The sequence below is a fragment of the Klebsiella sp. A52 genome (assembly GCF_018388785.1).
Taxonomy (GTDB): Bacteria; Pseudomonadota; Gammaproteobacteria; order Enterobacterales; family Enterobacteriaceae; genus Klebsiella; species Klebsiella aerogenes.
This window is the reverse complement of the sequence record NZ_CP074437.1, coordinates 2,924,230-2,940,946: the sequence shown is the minus strand read 5'-3', so window position 1 is coordinate 2,940,946 and position 16,717 is coordinate 2,924,230. Positions and strand designations below refer to the sequence as shown.

General features: G+C 54.9%; 14 protein-coding genes and 1 tRNA gene. 7 read left to right on the top strand and 8 right to left on the bottom strand.

Features of this window, described 5'->3' with window-relative positions; genetic code table 11:
- The first annotated feature begins 182 nt into the window (after nt 1–182).
- From KGA69_RS13935 to KGA69_RS13920, 4 genes are all read left to right on the top strand, one after another.
- Nucleotides 183–410, top strand: a complete 228-nt coding sequence (locus KGA69_RS13935) for a YejL family protein (protein ID WP_045377048.1) — start codon at nt 183–185, stop codon at nt 408–410.
- Between the two features lie 19 nt (nt 411–429).
- Complete coding sequence (gene yejM, locus KGA69_RS13930) at nt 430–2,190, top strand: LPS biosynthesis-modulating metalloenzyme YejM (RefSeq protein ID WP_045391375.1); 1,761 nt, start codon at nt 430–432, stop codon at nt 2,188–2,190.
- Nucleotides 2,191–2,266: 76 nt separating this feature from the next.
- A tRNA-Pro gene (locus tag KGA69_RS13925) sits at nt 2,267–2,343 on the top strand.
- 251 nt (nt 2,344–2,594) lie between these two features.
- Nucleotides 2,595–3,422, top strand: coding sequence for an aminoglycoside phosphotransferase family protein (locus KGA69_RS13920; protein ID WP_063447972.1), 828 nt, complete (start codon nt 2,595–2,597; stop codon nt 3,420–3,422).
- Nucleotides 3,423–3,537: 115 nt separating this feature from the next.
- Here the strand turns inward: KGA69_RS13920 and KGA69_RS13915 are convergent, their stop codons facing one another.
- Entirely contained in the window at nt 3,538–3,993 is a 456-nt protein-coding gene (locus KGA69_RS13915) for a GNAT family N-acetyltransferase (protein WP_045376845.1), read from the bottom strand.
- Nucleotides 3,994–4,220: 227 nt separating this feature from the next.
- On the opposite strand from KGA69_RS13915, the gene KGA69_RS13910 reads away from it, so the two are divergent.
- Both KGA69_RS13910 and eco read left to right on the top strand, forming a co-directional pair.
- Entirely contained in the window at nt 4,221–5,330 is a 1,110-nt protein-coding gene (locus KGA69_RS13910; protein ID WP_045391382.1) for an AI-2E family transporter, read from the top strand.
- A 129-nt stretch (nt 5,331–5,459) separates the two neighbouring features.
- The gene (gene eco / locus KGA69_RS13905; RefSeq protein ID WP_045391384.1) at nt 5,460–5,951 is read left to right on the top strand and encodes a serine protease inhibitor ecotin; all 492 of its coding nucleotides are present in this window, start codon (nt 5,460–5,462) and stop codon (nt 5,949–5,951) included.
- A 46-nt stretch (nt 5,952–5,997) separates the two neighbouring features.
- Here eco and mqo read toward each other — a convergent pair whose 3' ends face one another.
- Complete coding sequence (mqo, locus tag KGA69_RS13900) at nt 5,998–7,632, bottom strand: malate dehydrogenase (quinone) (RefSeq protein ID WP_045391386.1); 1,635 nt, start codon at nt 7,630–7,632, stop codon at nt 5,998–6,000.
- 278 nt (nt 7,633–7,910) lie between these two features.
- Here mqo and KGA69_RS13895 point away from each other — a divergent pair, with 278 nt between their 5' ends.
- Nucleotides 7,911–9,119 (top strand): SulP family inorganic anion transporter, encoded by a 1,209-nt coding sequence (locus KGA69_RS13895; protein ID WP_045391388.1) that lies wholly within the window; start codon nt 7,911–7,913, stop codon nt 9,117–9,119.
- Here KGA69_RS13895 and mgtE read toward each other — a convergent pair.
- The 6 genes from mgtE to KGA69_RS13865 all read right to left on the bottom strand — a co-directional run bounded on the left by mgtE (nt 9,082) and on the right by KGA69_RS13865 (nt 16,465).
- On the bottom strand, nt 9,082–10,518 hold the full coding sequence (gene mgtE / locus KGA69_RS13890) for a magnesium transporter (RefSeq protein WP_045391390.1): 1,437 nt from the start codon (nt 10,516–10,518) through the stop codon (nt 9,082–9,084). The genes KGA69_RS13895 and mgtE overlap by 38 nt on opposite strands.
- 164 nt (nt 10,519–10,682) lie before the next feature.
- The gene (locus KGA69_RS13885; RefSeq protein ID WP_045391392.1) at nt 10,683–12,326 is read right to left on the bottom strand and encodes a multidrug ABC transporter permease/ATP-binding protein; all 1,644 of its coding nucleotides are present in this window, start codon (nt 12,324–12,326) and stop codon (nt 10,683–10,685) included.
- A gap of 68 nt (nt 12,327–12,394) precedes the next feature.
- Nucleotides 12,395–13,054, bottom strand: a complete 660-nt coding sequence (gene alkB / locus KGA69_RS13880; RefSeq protein WP_045391394.1) for a DNA oxidative demethylase AlkB — start codon at nt 13,052–13,054, stop codon at nt 12,395–12,397.
- Entirely contained in the window at nt 13,054–14,124 is a 1,071-nt protein-coding gene (gene ada / locus KGA69_RS13875; RefSeq protein WP_045391396.1) for a bifunctional DNA-binding transcriptional regulator/O6-methylguanine-DNA methyltransferase Ada, read from the bottom strand. The genes alkB and ada overlap by 1 nt, the downstream gene beginning before the upstream one ends.
- Nucleotides 14,125–14,196: 72 nt before the next feature.
- A complete protein-coding gene (apbE, locus tag KGA69_RS13870; RefSeq protein ID WP_213292398.1) occupies nt 14,197–15,249 on the bottom strand; it encodes an FAD:protein FMN transferase ApbE in 1,053 nt (350 codons plus the stop codon).
- Between the two features lie 103 nt (nt 15,250–15,352).
- Nucleotides 15,353–16,465 (bottom strand): porin OmpC, encoded by a 1,113-nt coding sequence (locus KGA69_RS13865; RefSeq protein ID WP_045391399.1) that lies wholly within the window; start codon nt 16,463–16,465, stop codon nt 15,353–15,355.
- Nucleotides 16,466–16,717: the final 252 nt, after the last annotated feature.

Here is a 16,717-nt window from a genome sequence, read left to right as displayed (position 1 = left end):
CTCTCCTTTTAGACCGGGCGGTATTCAACCACCACCGGGACGATGACGCAACCGGCAGATGTCTGTTTCACGCTTGAGACTCGCGTTGCTGGGCGCTTTTACGCCGTGGCGAAAAAATGCGGAAAAAATGCTGCTGCTACGGTAATATGTTGCCCTTTCACGAACAAACAGATTTTGAGTTTATGCCACAAATATCCCGCTATAGCGATGAACAGGTCGAGCAGCTGCTCAGCGAGCTGACGAACGTCCTGGAAACACACAAAGCGCCGGTTGACCTGTCACTGATGGTGCTGGGCAATATGGTGACCAACCTGATTAACAGTAGCGTCGCGCCGGCGCAGCGTCAGGCAATCGCCCGTTCTTTCGCCCAGGCGCTGCAATCGTCCATTAACGACGATCCCGCGCACTAAGGATAACGAACAACAGTATATGGTGACTCTACGTCAGCCCTACCGAGAAAAAGTCTCCCAGATGGTCAGTTGGGGACACTGGTTCGCCCTGTTCAACATGTTGTTGGCCATGGCGCTCGGCAGCCGCTATCTTTTTGTCGCCGACTGGCCAACGACGCTTGCCGGGCGGGTTTTCTCGTATGTCAGCCTCGTTGGTCATTTCAGTTTTCTGGTGTTCACCAGCTATGTACTGATTCTCTTCCCGCTGACCTTTATCGTCGGCTCGCAGCGGCTTATGCGCTTCCTGTCGGTCATCTTCGCCACCGCCGGGATGACGCTGCTGCTGATCGATAGCGAAGTCTTCACTCGCTTCCACCTGCACTTAAACCCCGTCGTCTGGGAACTGGTGATTAACCCCGACCAGAACGAGATGGCTCGCGACTGGCAGCTGATGTTTATCAGCGTACCGATCATCTTCCTGATCGAGATGCTCTTCGCCACCTGGAGCTGGCAAAAGCTGCGCAGCCTGACGCGCCGCCGTCACTACGCGCGCCCCGTCGCCTGGTTTTTCTTTATTTCGTTTATCAGCAGCCACCTGATTTATATCTGGGCGGATGCTAACTTCTATCGCCCGATCACCATGCAGCGGGCCAACTTGCCGCTCTCTTATCCGATGACCGCTCGCCGCTTCCTTGAGAAGCATGGCCTGCTCGACGCTCAGGATTACCAGCGCCGTCTGGTTGAACAAGGCGCGCCGGAAGCGGTTTCGGTGCAGTATCCGCTGAGCGATCTACGCTATCGAGACCTCGGCACGGGCTACAACGTGTTGCTCATTACCGTGGATAACCTCAACTATTCACGCTTCGAGAAAAATATGCCGCAGCTGGCTGCTTTTGCAAAAGAGAGCGTCAACTTTAGTCAGCATATGAGCTCCGGTAATAGCACCGATAGCGGAATGTTCGGCCTGTTCTACGGCATATCGCCGGGTTATATGGATGGCGTGCTCTCGGCGCGTATCCCGGCGGCGCTGATTACCGCCCTCAACCAACAGGGCTACCAGTTGGGCCTGTTCTCATCAGACGGTTTCAGCAGTCCGCTCTATCGTCAGGCGCTGCTGTCGGACTTCTCGCTGCCGGCGGCCAAAACGCAAAGTGACGAGCAAACGGCAGACCAATGGATCGGCTGGCTGGATCGCTACGCCCAGGATGAGAACCGCTGGTTCTCGTGGGTATCGCTGAACGGCACTAATATTGATAACAGCCAGCAGCAGAATTTTGCGCGCACCTATGGCCGCGCCGCAGGCGACGTCGATACGCAAATTGGCCGTGTGCTCGACGCGCTGCGCAAAGCGGGCAAACTGGATAATACGGTGGTGATTATTACCGCCGGGCACGGCATGCCGCTGGATAACAAGCAGGGTAAATTCGACTGGTCACGGGGCAATCTGCAGGTGCCGCTGGTTATTCACTGGCCGGGAACCCCAGCGCAGGAGATCGCCACGCTCACGGATAACAAAGACGTGATGACGACGCTGATGCAGCGTCTGCTGCACGTGTCGACGCCAGCGAATGAATATTCGCAGGGCGAAGACCTGTTTAGCCCGGCGCGTCGCCGCAGCTGGGTCACCGCGGCCAATAGCGATACTCTGGCGATTACCACGCCAACGATGACCGTGGTGCTCGACCACAACGGCACCTATCACACCTGGAACAGTAACGGCGAGAAGGTGAAAGACCAAAAACCACAGCTCAGCCTGCTGCTGCAGGTGCTGACGGATGAAAAACGCTTTATCGCTAACTGATTGATTAATTTTGAATCAATCAGTTGTCGGTCGCTTGCATTCGATGGGGGAACGGGTAATATTATCCTCCACGCGTCGGCACGTAGCGCAGCCTGGTAGCGCACCGTCATGGGGTGTCGGGGGTCGGAGGTTCAAATCCTCTCGTGCCGACCAAAAACCTTCGAAAAAACCAGCCTCTTATGGCTGGTTTTTTTGTGCCTGTTTTTCGCAGGGGGGAAACCTCGTCGAAAAACTCGATCCTTCCTTCACTCCAGACCTGGAACGTGTTTCCCTGCCCGGCCTTTCTCTAAGGCTGGCATTCCTCATACGGTAGATACGGGCAGCTTTGGTATACTGGTTATCATTGATTTACCCGAAACGGACGTTGTCTAAACGTTGATTGCAAGGATGTTAAAGACCGCTTTATGGATATGTTCAAGTTAACACCCTGGCTAAATTGCTGGAATCTCATTCCTGATGGCACCCCATTTGTCACTCATACGTCACAGTTGTATCCGGTCAAAACAGCAACCCATGGTATTAAAGCCATGTTAAAAGTCACTGATGATACTGACGAACAAGCCGGTAATGCACTCATGGTATGGTGGGAAGGGAACGGCGCTGCCCATGTGATTGCACATGAAAAGGAAGCAATTCTTCTCTCAAGAGCCACAGGTTCCGCGTCTTTATCAGCAATGTCTCGTGGAGATAAGGATGATATCGCTTGTCGTATTTTATGTATGACTGCGAACCGGCTTCATTCATTCGCCAAAAGACCGTTCCCCCGGCTAACCTCCCTGCGTGAATGGTTTTATCCTCTAAAACCAGCCGCCTTGCAGTATGGCGGTATCCTGACACGTTGCGCAGAAATTTCAGAAGAGTTGCTTTCTTCTCCACGAGATGTGGTTGTATTACATGGCGACTTACATCACGGTAACGTGCTTGATTTTGAAACGTCCGGTTGGTTAGCCATTGACCCCAAAGGGCTGATAGGTGAACGGGGATTCGACTTTGCTAATATTTTTACTAATCCGGATCTTGGTTATCCGGTACCTGCTGTTGCGACTGTACCAGAGACCTTTAAACAGCGTCTAAGCATCGTTACCAGGATGGCAGACATGGATAAAGAGCGCCTGCTCAAATGGATAATTGCGTGGTGCGGTCTTTCAACCGCCTGGTCACTCTCAAGTAACGAAACGACTTCAATAACAATAAAAATTGCCGAACTGGCGATTGCTGAATTGGAATCGTGAGTGGGATATCGCCACTGGGTATGGTGATTTCCTGCACGCCCGCTTCGCGTCAAGAGTAGATACATCAGGAAACAAGCCAACAAGCACCTGAATATGAGTGTTTGCCAGACAGATTTTATCCCTTGGTATAAATATCAGGCCTGGTAATAGTCCAGGCGTAGTTTTCCTGGTTTACTGGCTGGTAGCCGAACTTTTCGTAAAGCCAGGGCGCGGTGGTGGTGAATAACATAATTCTGCGAAGCTGTTCAAATAAAGGATGATTATGCAAACATTCCATCATCCACCTTCCAAGCCCTTCTCCCTGATATTCTTCGAGCACATACACATCACAAAGATAGGCAAATGTAGCAAAATCCGTAATCAGGCGAGCGAAGCCTATCTGAGTATCATGATGATAAATGCCAAAATTAAGGCTGTTTTCAATTGATGTAGCGACAGTGTCAAGATTGATACCCTTGGCCCAGGTCGACCTTGTCAGATACCGATGGATAGCCTTAACATCCAGTTTTTCTCTGTCTGTACTGACCAGGTAGCTATTCTTGCGCCACTCGTAGATCTCGGAAATATTCACTTTCGGCCATACCTCAAATAGTTAGATAAACCCAAGCCTATCACCTGACGAAAAAATGTATGATTTAAATTGCACGGACGGATCGCCACACATGATCATGTCGTCTTGTAGCACATCTTTTTAATGTTTGTACTCCCCTTCCCGCTAAGACTGCGATTATCCTGATGGCAAATTGTTAAATTCCATCTATTATTCGACTGTATTCGTTATCATCTGGAGCGGACCCAATGAGAGTTAAAGGACTTCCCAAAGGATTTTTTATCCTTATTTTACTGATCGTTACCCTGGCCTTTTTTGACGTACTCTCCCCTTACTATTCCGCTATCCTGTGGGCCGCAATCCTGGCGGTAATATTTAATCCGATAAAAAACAATATCCGTACGCGCATCGGTGAACGCAACGGCATCGCGGCGCTCCTGACCGTCGTCATTATCTGTCTTATTGTTTTCACCCCGTTGGCGATTATCATTTCGTCGCTAGCCTTCGAGCTGAACGTGGTCTACACCAAGCTACAGCATAATGACACCCAGTTTCCGACGGTGGTCGCCAACCTGTTTGCCCATCTCCCGAGCTGGGCCAGAAGTTTCCTCTCAGAGCACAATCTCGATAGCGCGGAACAGATTCAGCAGCAACTATCCGATGCCGCCCTGAAAGGCGGACAATATCTGGCCGGTAGCGCCTTCCTGATCGGTAAAGGGACGTTCGGCTTTACCGTCAGCTTCGGCATTATGTTATATCTGCTGTTCTTCTTGCTGAAAGATGGCCCTTATCTGGTGCTGTTAATCCTCGAATCTTTGCCGCTATCCAATTATGTCAAACAGCACCTGTTTGCCAAATTCGCCGCCGTCGCGCGGGCGACGGTTAAAGGTACCGTCGCCGTCGCGCTGGCACAGGGGGCGCTCGGCGGCTTTGCATTCTGGATCGTCGGTCTTGATGGCAGCATTTTATGGGGCGCTTTAATGGCCTTTCTGTCGCTCATCCCGGCGGTGGGCTCCGCCATTATCTGGGTGCCGGCGGCGATTTATCTGTTCGCCACCGGGCAATTGTGGCAAGGGGCGTTTATTGTCGGTTTCTTCGTCATTGTCATCGGCCTGGTGGATAACATTCTGCGTCCGCTGCTGGTGGGAAAAGATACCAAAATGCCGGATTACCTGATCCTGATTGCCACTCTTGGCGGCATGGAAATCTACGGTATCAACGGTTTCGTCATTGGCCCGCTGATTGCCGCCTTGTTTATTGCCTGCTGGAACCTGTTATCGGGGCGTGAACACGCCGGGAACGCCGACTTACTGGACGAAGAGTTTATTGAAGAAGCCAAAAACAGCCGCGATGAATAGCTGGCGCACGCTTCACTTTACTAGTGCATTTCACTATTCATATTGAAAATAATGGTAAATAACTCTTACCATTCAGGGCAATGATGTTAGTCTGTATTGGTTAGTAACGATAATAAAGGATGATCAACCGTGAAAAAAATCGCTACGCTTGCTGTTTCTCTGCTGGCCGTTGCCTGTGTTTCCACCAGCGCGTTAGCCGCTGAGCAGCCGTTGGAGAAAGTCGCCCCCTATCCGAAAGCGGAAAAAGGGATGAAGCGTCAGGTGATTCAGCTGCCGCAGCAGCAGGATGAATCCGCGTTAAAAGTTGAACTGATGATTGGCCAGACGCTGGAAGTTGACTGCAACCATCACCGCCTCGGCGGTCAACTGGAAAGCAAAACGCTGGAAGGCTGGGGCTATGACTACTATGTCTTTGATAAGCTGACGTCCCCGGTTTCCACCATGATGGCCTGCCCGGACGGTAAGAAAGAGAAGAAATTTGTTACCGCGGGTCTCGGCGATGCAGCCATGCTGCGCTACAACAGCAAGCTGCCGATCGTGGTTTATACTCCGGCCAACGTTGAAGTGAAATACCGCATCTGGAAAGCCGAAGAAACTATCGGTAATGCCGTGGAGCGTTAATCGCCAGCGGTAATACAAAACGGCAGCCCTCGGGCTGCCGTTTTTGTTATAGCGCGATATCCGCCATCGGTTTGCCGCCGGTCAGCGGCTTGAGTTCAGCCTGCGGCACGTCGTCTGCCGCGGTCGTCGGCTCGTAGTGTAGCCCCAGCACTTCACTGGTCCACGCCAGCGCCTGCTCAATAGCGGCCGGATTACCATCCAGACGCATGCCGTAGCTCGGCACGATCTCTTTCATCTTCGCCTGCCAGGCCGGCGTCTGTACTTTGTCTTTGAAGACTTTCTCCAACAGCTGCACCATGATCGGCGCCGCCGTCGACGCGCCAGGAGAAGCGCCCAGCAGCGCGGCTACGGTGCCTTCATCATCGCACACCACTTCGGTGCCAAGGCGCAACACGCCGCCCATCTTCTTATCACGTTTGATAATCTGTACACGCTGACCGGCCTGCCACAGGCGCCAGTCCTCTTTGCGCGCTTCCGGGTAGTACTCGCACAGTGCGGCATGACGATCTTTATCTTTCTGCAATACCTGGCTAATCAGATATTTCACCAGGTCGAAGTTATCCATCCCGACGTTAAGCATCGGCAGAATATTCGAGGTATTCGTCGAGGCCAGCAGATCCCAAAGGGAGCCGTTTTTCAGGAAGCGGGTCGAGAAGGTCGCGAACGGCCCGAACAGCACCACGCGTTTGCCGTCGATAATACGGGTGTCGATATGCGGCACCGACATCGGCGGCGCGCCAACTTCCGCCTGGCCATAGACTTTCGCCAGGTGATGATTAACCACTTCCGGGTTCTCACACACCAGGAACTGTCCACCAACCGGGAAGCCCGCATACTCTTTCGCCTGCGGAATGCCGGTTTCCTGCAGCAGCGTCAGGGCAGCGCCGCCCGCGCCAATAAAGATGAATTTGGTTTTGATCGTCCGCTTCTGGTGACGATTGTTGGCATCCGCCAGCGTCACCGTCCAGCTGTTGTCCGCATTGCGCTTAAAGCGGCGAACGACGGTACCCAACTGGAGAGAGAAGTTATCATGCTTCTGTAGCCCGGCGATCAGCTGGCGAGTGATCTCGCCGTAGTTAACGTCGGTACCCATTTCGGTACGCGTTGCCGCGACTTTTTGCTGCGGATCGCGTCCTTCCATCACCAGCGGCGCCCACTCTTTGATCTGCTGATGATCTTCAGAATAACGAATACCGCGGAACAGTTCGCTCTGCTGCAGCGCCGCGTAGCGCGCGCGCAGGAAGTTAACGTTGTCTTCGCCCCACACAAAGCTCATGTGCGGCACGCTGTTAATAAAGGATTTCGGCTTAGTCAGGATGCCGCGGGTCACCTGGTGGGCCCAAAACTGACGAGAAATATGGAAGGACTCATTGATATCGACCGCTTTGTCGATATTGATCCCATTGGCGGTTTGCGGCGTGTAGTTGAGCTCCATCAACGCCGCATGGCCGGTACCCGCATTGTTCCAGCCGTTCGAGCTTTCCTCGGCAACGCTGGTCATCTGCTCGACCATGGTAATAGACCAATCCGGCTCCAGTTCCTGCAGCCAGGTTCCCAACGTGGCGCTCATGATACCGCCGCCAATCAACAATACATCCGTCTCTTGCTCATGGCGGGTGTTGGTCCGATTTGTATTGGAACCAACCGCCTGTGAGCTGGGTACGGCCATCTTTTTCTTCATCGGATTTGAGCCTTACTTTTACTCGCTTTTTTTATTTAGCGCAGGTGAAACGATTCTCGGGATCAAAGGTACCACCTGTACTCAAAAATTTAAATATTGTTTAAATTTTAAGTTGAGTTTTGAGATCTGTTATAAAAATGTTTAATAAATGTGTACACAAAATCACTTTTTGTACTGGTATGATGGCCCTTTCCGCGCTATCATCTCCCGTTCTGTGATGGAGCGCACGCCAACGGCGGCTTCTCTCCCTTCAAATTTTTTATCATCCGCGAACTTTTATGCCCTCAACTTCCCGCACTCTCTCACTGGCGTTGATAACACGCGAGACCCTCGCTGGCGTGCTAACTGCCCTGGCGTTAATCCCTGAAGTCATTTCATTTTCGGTCATTGCCGGCGTGGACCCGCAGGTCAGCCTGATTGCTTCAGTGGTGCTCTGTCTGGCGATGTCGGTTCTCGGCGGGCGTCCGGCGATGGTGACGGCGGCGGCAGGTTCTGTCGCCCTGGTAATTGGCCCGATGGTACATCAGCATGGCGTAGGGTATATTCTGCCTGCTGTCATTCTGGCTGGTATTATTCAAATTTTGTTTGGGGTCTGCGGTATGGCGCGGTTAATGCGCTTTATCCCGCCAGCGGTGATGACCGGTTTTGTTAATGCGCTCGGCATTCTTATTTTTTTCGCCCAGGTTCCCCATTTCTGGAGCAGGCAGCCGCTCATCGTCGGCCTGTTCGTTCTGACGCTGCTCATCGTGCTGTGGGCGCCGCGTTTTATCAAAGCCGTGCCGGCGCCGCTTATTGCTATCGTCCTTCTCACCGTTTATACCGTCACCAGCGGACAGTTGCTGCCAACCGTGGGTGATGAAGGCGCTATGGGCGGCGGTCTGCCGGGCTTCAACGCGCTGGCGGTGCCGCTGGATTTAAGCACCTTGAAAATTATCTGGCCCTGCGCCCTGAGTATCGCCTTTGTCGGCCTGATGGAATCGCTGTTGACGGCAAAGCTGGTTGACGATCTCACCCATACGCCGTCAAATAAGTCGCGTGAGAGCGCAGGACTGGGAGTCGCCAATATCCTCGCGGGCTGCTATGGCGGCATCGCCGGGTGCGCGATGATCGGCCAGACTATCGTTAACGTGGAAATGGGCAAGGCGCGTAGCCGCCTATCGACGATAGTGGCCGGTCTGGTACTGCTGCTTCTGGTGACGGCGCTTAGCCAGGTGATGGCCAAAATTCCAATGGCGGTGCTGGCCGGGGTCATGGTGATTGTGGCGGTGAAAACCTTCAGCTGGCAGAGTATTCGCCCAACCGCGCTGGCGCGCAATCCGTGGCCGGAAACGCTGGTCATGGCGGCAACCGTCGTCGTGACGGTCACGACCAGTAATCTGGCGATCGGCGTACTGGCGGGGCTTATCGCAATGGCGCTCATCCCTCGCCGCCTGCGCGTAAAAGCGCAGCTTACATCAGAAACAGCGTCGCCAGACCAAGGAAAATAAAGAACCCGCCGGTGTCGGTAATCGCGGTGATCATCACGCTGGAGCCGACCGCCGGATCGCGCCCCAGCTTGACCATCACCATCGGGATGATAACCCCCATCATCGCCGCCATCAGCAGGTTGAGCATCATCGCCAACGTCATCACCCCGCCAAGCTGCGGGTCATCGTATAACCACCAGGTGATAGCCCCCATAATCCCGCCCCATACGAGGCCATTAATCAGCGCCACCCCCATCTCGCGTAGGATCAGGAAGGTAAAACTTCCCGGCTGGATCTTTTGCAGCGCCATCGCGCGGACGATCATGGTGATCGTCTGATTGCCGGTATTTCCGCCTATCCCGGCGACGATCGGCATCAGCGAGGCCAGGGCCACCAGTTGAGAAATGGTATGTTCAAAGCCATCGATCACCCGTGAAGCGATAAACGCCGTACAGAGGTTCACCGCCAGCCACGCCCAGCGGGTTTTCACCGCTTTGCTTACCGGCGCAAAAACATCATCATCTTCGCTCAGACCGCCCATCCGGCGCAGATCGTTATCGGTCTCTTCGTACACCACATCGACGATTTCATCGATGGTCAAACGCCCCATCAGCTTGCCGTCGGCATCAATCACCGCAGCACTCAGTAAGTCATCACGTTCGAAGGTACGCGCCACTTTCTCCGCCTCTTCCTGCGGCTGGAAAGTCACCGGATCGCCTTCCATCACCTCGCCAACGCGCTTTTGCGCATCGTTGAGCAGAATAGTCTGCAGCTCCAGCTCGCCGAGCAGCAGTTTATTGCGCGTGGTGACGAACAGTTTATCGGTGTTTTCCGGCATTTTGCCCAACCGGCGCAGATAGCGCTGTACCGCCGCCAGAGTGGCTTCCGGGCGAACGGTAATCACCTCAAACTCCATGATCGCGCCGACGGTGTTATCGGCGTAGCGCATCATCTGGCGAATGCGCGCGCGTTTATCCGGCGGCAGCGTCGCCAGCAGGCGGCCGGTTAAGTCGCGCGGCAGGTGCTGCAACAGGTAAACCTGTTCATCAATATCCAGCGATTGCAGGGCAAATATCAGGTCGTGGTCGCTCATCTTGTCGATGAGATCGCCCCATACGCTCTCTGACGCCTCCAGCAGCACTTCGCCGCGCTTGTCATCGGCAACCAGCCCCCACAGCGCGGTACGCGCGTCATAAGGCAGCGCTTCCAGGGCATCGGCGAGATCCGGCGGCGGCAGATGCGACACCAGCACTTCCACTTCCGCCAGGTCATCGGCCAGCGTCCCTTCATCATAGCGCTCCGCGAGGGTGAGTTTCCCCAGCAGCGCGGAGGTGACGGCTTTATCAGTGCTCAATAGCCAAATCAGGCGGGCGCGTTCTTCATCGCGTAATCGGGCGCTTTTTTTATGCAAAACGGACATCGCTCAGGCAATCCTTGTGAGAATAGAAGTCGACCTGCATGGCCGCAGCCATAAGCATAGCGCGAGGAGGGGGAAATAATAACCGCCAGCAATTTATCTGCTGTAAAAACCAGCAATATGTCCCGAACGGACGAAAACGCCCGATCGGGTAACCAGCAAAAACGTTAAGCAGTACGTGCTACCGCGTCGCGGGTCGCCAGTTCGCGCTCAACGCCGGTGAGCTCGCTCAGCTTGCCGCTGCGCATCTCCAGCAGGCGATCGGCATGCTGGAAATAGTGATCATCGTGGCTGATGGCAAACACGGTTTTCCCCATTTGCTGCATCAGCGGCAATAGCACCTGATAAAACTCGCGGCGGAAATGCGGATCCTGATCCGCGGCCCACTCATCGAGCAAAATGATATCGCGCTCTTCGGCCAGCGCCAGCAGCAGCGCCACACGCTTTTTCTGCCCTTTAGACAGCTTCAGATCGAGGATTTTCCCCTCTTCCAGCTGCAGCTTGTGGTCCATCTTCAGATACGCCAGCCACTTCGCGACCAGCGCCGGATCGGCGCGTTCGCCTTTTGGCCCTAACAGACGATCAAATAGCCAGACATCGGTAAATACCGCCGAGAATAGCTTGCGGTAATCTTCTGGTTTTTCCGTCGCCAGAGGTTGACCATCGAGCAGGATCTGCCCGGAGAGCGGTTGATACAGCCCGGTCAGCAGCATCGCCAGCGTCGACTTGCCGCTGCCATTGCCGCCAATCAGAAACACCAGTTCGCCGCGTTTGAGAGTCAGATTAATCGGCCCGACGGCAAAACTGTTATCCGGGTAGCGGAACGAGACGTCGCGCAGCTCCAGAGTCTGCCAGTGCGGATGCGCCTGCGGCTCGGGGAAACCGGGGCGGTAAGGCGCCAGCGCGAACTGATGCAGTTTATTGAATGCCACCTGGGCGCTGAGCAAGGTCGGCAGCGCCCCCACTGCCGACAGCAGCGGCGTACGCAGGAATAGCAGCGTCAGGGAATAGGTCGCCGCCACCGCGGTATTGGCCCACCCGAGGCCATTAGCCATCCAGAACACCAGACCGATGGCGCCAAGCATCATGATATTCGACCAGTTCACCGCGCTCAGGTGGAACGTATCGGCGCGAATGATGTGGTGGCGATAATCGCGGGCATCCGGCAGATACAGCTGATTAAAAACAAATTCGGCGCGTTCGCGGTTCAGCGTCAGCTCTTTGCGCCCTTCCAGCACCGTCTGATAATCATGATACAGCTTATCTTCGGTCTCGCGCAGCGTCGCCATATGCTTATAGACGCGCGCCACCAACACAAAGCCGCCCCAGATGGTGACCGCCATCCAGACCGCGGTCACCAGCATCATTTTACCTGACAGAAAAGCCAGGTAGGCGGCGGACCCGAAGGTCAGGATAATCCCCTGCACCAGCTCCGGCAGGCGCACAAAGGCGATGGTAATGTTACGCACGTCGCTGGTTAAGCCCGCCAGCAGCGAAGCGCTGCCGATTTTTTCGATCTTTTCGATTTGGGTGTCGAGAATGCGTTTAATAAATTCGCCGCGCAGGCGATAGACGAAATGGTGGCCAAGCGTGGTTAACGCCAGCTGCGAGCCGAGCGTGACCGCCATCAACAGCAGCAGCAGGCCGAGAAACTCCGGCAGCACGGTGAGCGAGGTATCCACAAGGGAAATCAGGCGCAGGTTAATAAAGGCGATAAGCCCGATACCCAGCGCCGCGCTGAGCAAACTCAGCGCCATGACGGCAATGAACGGCCAGCGGTACTGGCGCCAAACAAGAACAAGTAATTCCATAAGCTACGATCCGGACAAGCAAACAGCCAGCAGTTTAAACGGCTTGCCGACGACAGCAAGAATAATTCTTATTTTTGTTTTTGCCGGCCTCCCGCGAGGCGAAACGTGAGGTTATAACGACAGGCGCCGGTCAGCGGGTGCTCCCCCGGTTTAAGCGGCTGGATGCCGTGGTAAAAGAGCCGTGATTCGCCGCCCCAAACCACCACATCGCCATGCTCCAGCAGCAGCCGACGCAGCGGATCGTTACGTTTCAGCCCGCCAAACTGAAACACTGCCGGCAGTCCCAGCGACACCGAAACGATAGGCGCACGCAAATCCCGCTCGTCTTTATCCTGATGCAGCGACAGCTTCGCGCCCGGCTGGTAGCGGTTAATCAGACAGGCGTCCGGGGAGAAATGCGCATAGCCCGCCTCCTGCGCTGCCTCCGCCGCCAGTTGCTGAAAGAGCGGCGGCATCGGCGGCCAATGTTCGCCGGTCAACGGATCGCCCGGCGCATAGAGATAGCCGTGCATATCGGTCGTCCAGCCGAGTTGGCCACAGTTGGTCATAGCCACCGACATGGTATAACCACCGGGGGTCACCATCTGGCGGAACGGAGAAGCGCTGGCCACTCCGGCGATGGCCTGCAGCAGCGCCGGCGCGCGCTGAACGGCAAAACGGCGTAACATCATCGCCCCGGGGGCCAGCGGCTCCTGCCAGGGTGGCGTATCGGCAAACAGATCGAGCATTATTTCTCCCGTATTTTTGCTTCGCGCGCCAGCAGCAGCGCTTTGCGTTCGCTGCCCCAACGATAGCCGGAAAGCGCCCCGCCCTCACGTACTACCCGATGGCAAGGAATGACTATCGCCAGTTTATTGGCCGCACAGGCCCCGGCAACCGCTCTGACCGCACGCGGTTGACCAATGCTGTGCGCCACCTCGCGGTAGCTGCGGGTTTCGCCTGGCGGGATCTGGCGCAAGGCTTGCCACACCCGTTGCTGGAAAGCGGTACCGCGAATATCCAGCGGCAAATTCACCGCCTGCTGCGGATTATCCAGATGGGCAACCACCTGCGCCACGCGTTCGGTAAACGTGTCATCACCCGGCTGTAATTGGGCGCCGGGAAACAAGCTCGCCAGCTGCGCATATAACGCCTTATCGTCATCGCCCAGCAACACGGCGCATACGCCACGTTCGCTGAACGCCACCAGGCACCGGCCAGAGGCGCTATCGCTGCAAACCCAGCGAATCACCACATCTTCGCCGCCGCGTTTAAACTGGCGGGCGGTCATGCCCAGCGTCTCGTTTGCCTGGCGATAATAGCTGGCGGAATCGGGGAAGCCTGCAGCTAATGCCGCTCTGGTGACATTCTCGCCCTGGCTTAATGCTTCGCGTAGGCGCCGCGCGCGCCACGCCTGCTGCCAGGCCTTGGGCGTAAGCCCGGTGACGGATTTAAAAATACGATGGAAGTGAAACGGGCTGACCGCCAGCTGCTGCGCCAGCGCCTCAAGGGTGATTGGCGCCTCTTGTTCCAGCAGGCGACAGGCGGCGGCCACCTTCTCGACCCGCTGTTGGTCGGGGTCGAGATTATCCGGCCGACAGCGTTTACAGGGGCGATATCCGGCGGCCTTTGCCGCTTCGACATCAGAATAAAAGCGGACATTCTCCCGTAGCGCGCGCCGTGAACGGCACGAGGGACGGCAGCAGACGCCGGTGGTCAACACGGCGAAGACAAACTGCCCGTCGGCGCTGGCGTCACGTTCGCAGACCGCCTGCCAGCGGCGGTCATCGTTAGTCATATCGGCAATCATCGGTTTCATAGCGGGCTCCTGCTGTAAGTGTATCCTTACTTTGCGCCTTGCTCCGATCTAAAAAACTGCGCTTCTTGCTTTTTAATTCTGCTCGCCGACCAGGAAGGTGCGGAACTGCGGCGACATCCAGGTCTTAAAGCCGTCGCCCTCTTTGACAATCATATAGACCGCCAGCCCCTGCTCGTGTGCCACCTGTTGGGCTTTTTCCGGCCCTAATACCATCAGCCCGGTATCCCAACCGTCGGCTTCCAGCGCCGTCGGCGCAATCACCGTCACCGAAACTAGCTTATGGTTGATGGGGTGCCCGGTTTGCGGATCGATAACGTGAGAAATACGTTTGCCGTCCAGCTCGTAGTAGTTGCGATAGCTACCGGAGGTGCTGATGCCGTGGCCGTTGATATCGACAATCGCCTGGACGGCGTTTTCGCGGTCGGTTGGTTTTTGAATCGCCACTCGCCACGGTTTATCGTCACCGTTCATCCCGCGGCTGACCAGCGCGCCGCCAACCGATACCAGATAGCGGGCAATTCCTTCCTGCTCCATCAGCCGCGCCAGATGATCGGCGGCATAGCCCTCGCCGACCGTGGAAAGATCGACAAATAAATCGGCAATATCTTTTTGCAGATACTGTTGATCGGCGCGGTTAATCACCGTCAAATGCTGCAGCCCGGTACGCGCTTTTGCCGCCGCGATTTGCTGCGCCGTCGGCGTTTTTACCGGTTGCTTATCCGGGCCAAATCCCCATAGATTGACCAGCGGCCCGACGGTAACATCCATCGCTCCGGCGGTTTTGGCGCCAATACGCAGCGACAGAGTGACGATATCCGCCATCGCTTCGTTCACCGGCCACGGTTCGGTAGTGGCGGCATGATTGAAGTGCATCAGCGCGGAGTCGTTTTTCCAGGTCGAAAGCAGCAGATCGTCACCATCGAGCTGCGCCTGAACTTTATGGCGTAAATCTTCGGCTTTCGCCGGATCCAACCCGACGACGCTAACGCGCCAATAGGTCCCCATCGTTTTGCCATCGAGCACGGTGGCGGCGGATTTTGGCGTGGCCGGGGATGTCGCGGAATCACAGCCGGTAAGCAGAACGCAGAGGCCGATAAAGGCGGCGCGGAAAAAGGTGGTATCCATGAAAACGGGCTCCTGTTACAAAGGCAGCCAGAGTATACCAGCGAGGTTAAACCGGGCATAAAAAAAGGCGCCCACAGGCGCCTTTTTCAACACTTCAGCTTGCTTAGAACTGGTAAACCAGGCCCAGAGCAACGACGTTGTCGGTAGAGATACCGGCAGCGCGGGTGAAGTCGTTGTCGTCCAGCAGGTTGATTTTGTAATCAACGTAGGTGGACATGTTTTTGTTGAAGTAGTAGGTCGCGCCCAGGTCAACGTATTTCAGGATATCCTGGTCGCCATAGTTGATACCGGTGCCACGAATGGACAGGTCCTTACCTTTAGACTGCAGGTAAGCGATGGACGGACGCAGGCCGAAATCGAACTGGTACTGAGCAACCACTTCGAAGTTCTGCGCTTTGTCAGCAAAACCGATGTCGCCAGTGCGAGTTGCGTTGTAAGTCTGGGTGTACTGAGTCGCCAGGTATACGTTGTTAGCGTCGTATTTCAGGCCACCGGTATAGGTTTCAGCGTCGTCGCCGTGACCCATAACACCATTAACGTTCTGATCGTCAGTACGTTTAGAGTGGGAGTACGCGAAACCAGCGCTGATGCCGTCCCAGATATCATAAGTAACGGAGGTGCCGTAGCCTTCGCCGTTCTGTTTCTGGAAGCCGCGACCGTTGTTGGTCATGTCTTCACCGCTGGTGCTGCCGTTTTTACCCTGGTACTGCAGAGCAAAGTTCAGGCCGTCAACCAGACCGAAGAAGTCAGAGTTACGGTAGGTAGCAACGCCGTTAGCACGGGATTGCAGGAAGTTGTCGGAACCGTAGGTGTCGCCGCCGAATTCCGGCAGAACGTCGGTCCAGGAAGTCACGTCGTATACAACGCCGTAGTTACGACCGTAGTCGAAAGAACCCGCGTCGCCGAATTTCAGACCAGCGAATGCCAGACGGGTCCAGGACTGCTTGTCAGAACCTTCGGTGTTGTTAGCCTGAACGTTGTATTCCCACTGGCCGTAACCGGTCAGCTGGTCGTTGATCTGGGTTTCGCCTTTCACGCCGATACGCATGTAGGTCTGGTCGCCGTCTACGCTCTTGTCGTCAGAGAAGTAGTGCAGACCATCAATTTTACCGTACAGATCTAATTTGTTGCCGTCTTTGTTATAAATTTCAGCCGCATTTGCTGCGCCCGCTACCAGCAGTGCTGGTACCAGGAGGGACAGTACTTTAACTTTCATGTTATTAACCCTCTGTTTGTTATATGCCTTTTATTATTGCCACTGCTTACTGATTACCCTTCTAATCAGTCGGCTGTATTCATTGTGCTGCAAAATGCAGAATAATCCAACAAGAATATGATACGAAAACTTCTAAGGTGTTTCAAAATGCGCACAAGATGTTTCAATTTGTAAATATCAAGGAACTTTTCAGGCACGATAATGGTCGCCAAAATAAGCATCAAAAATCAAAAAAATAATATTTATCTTTAA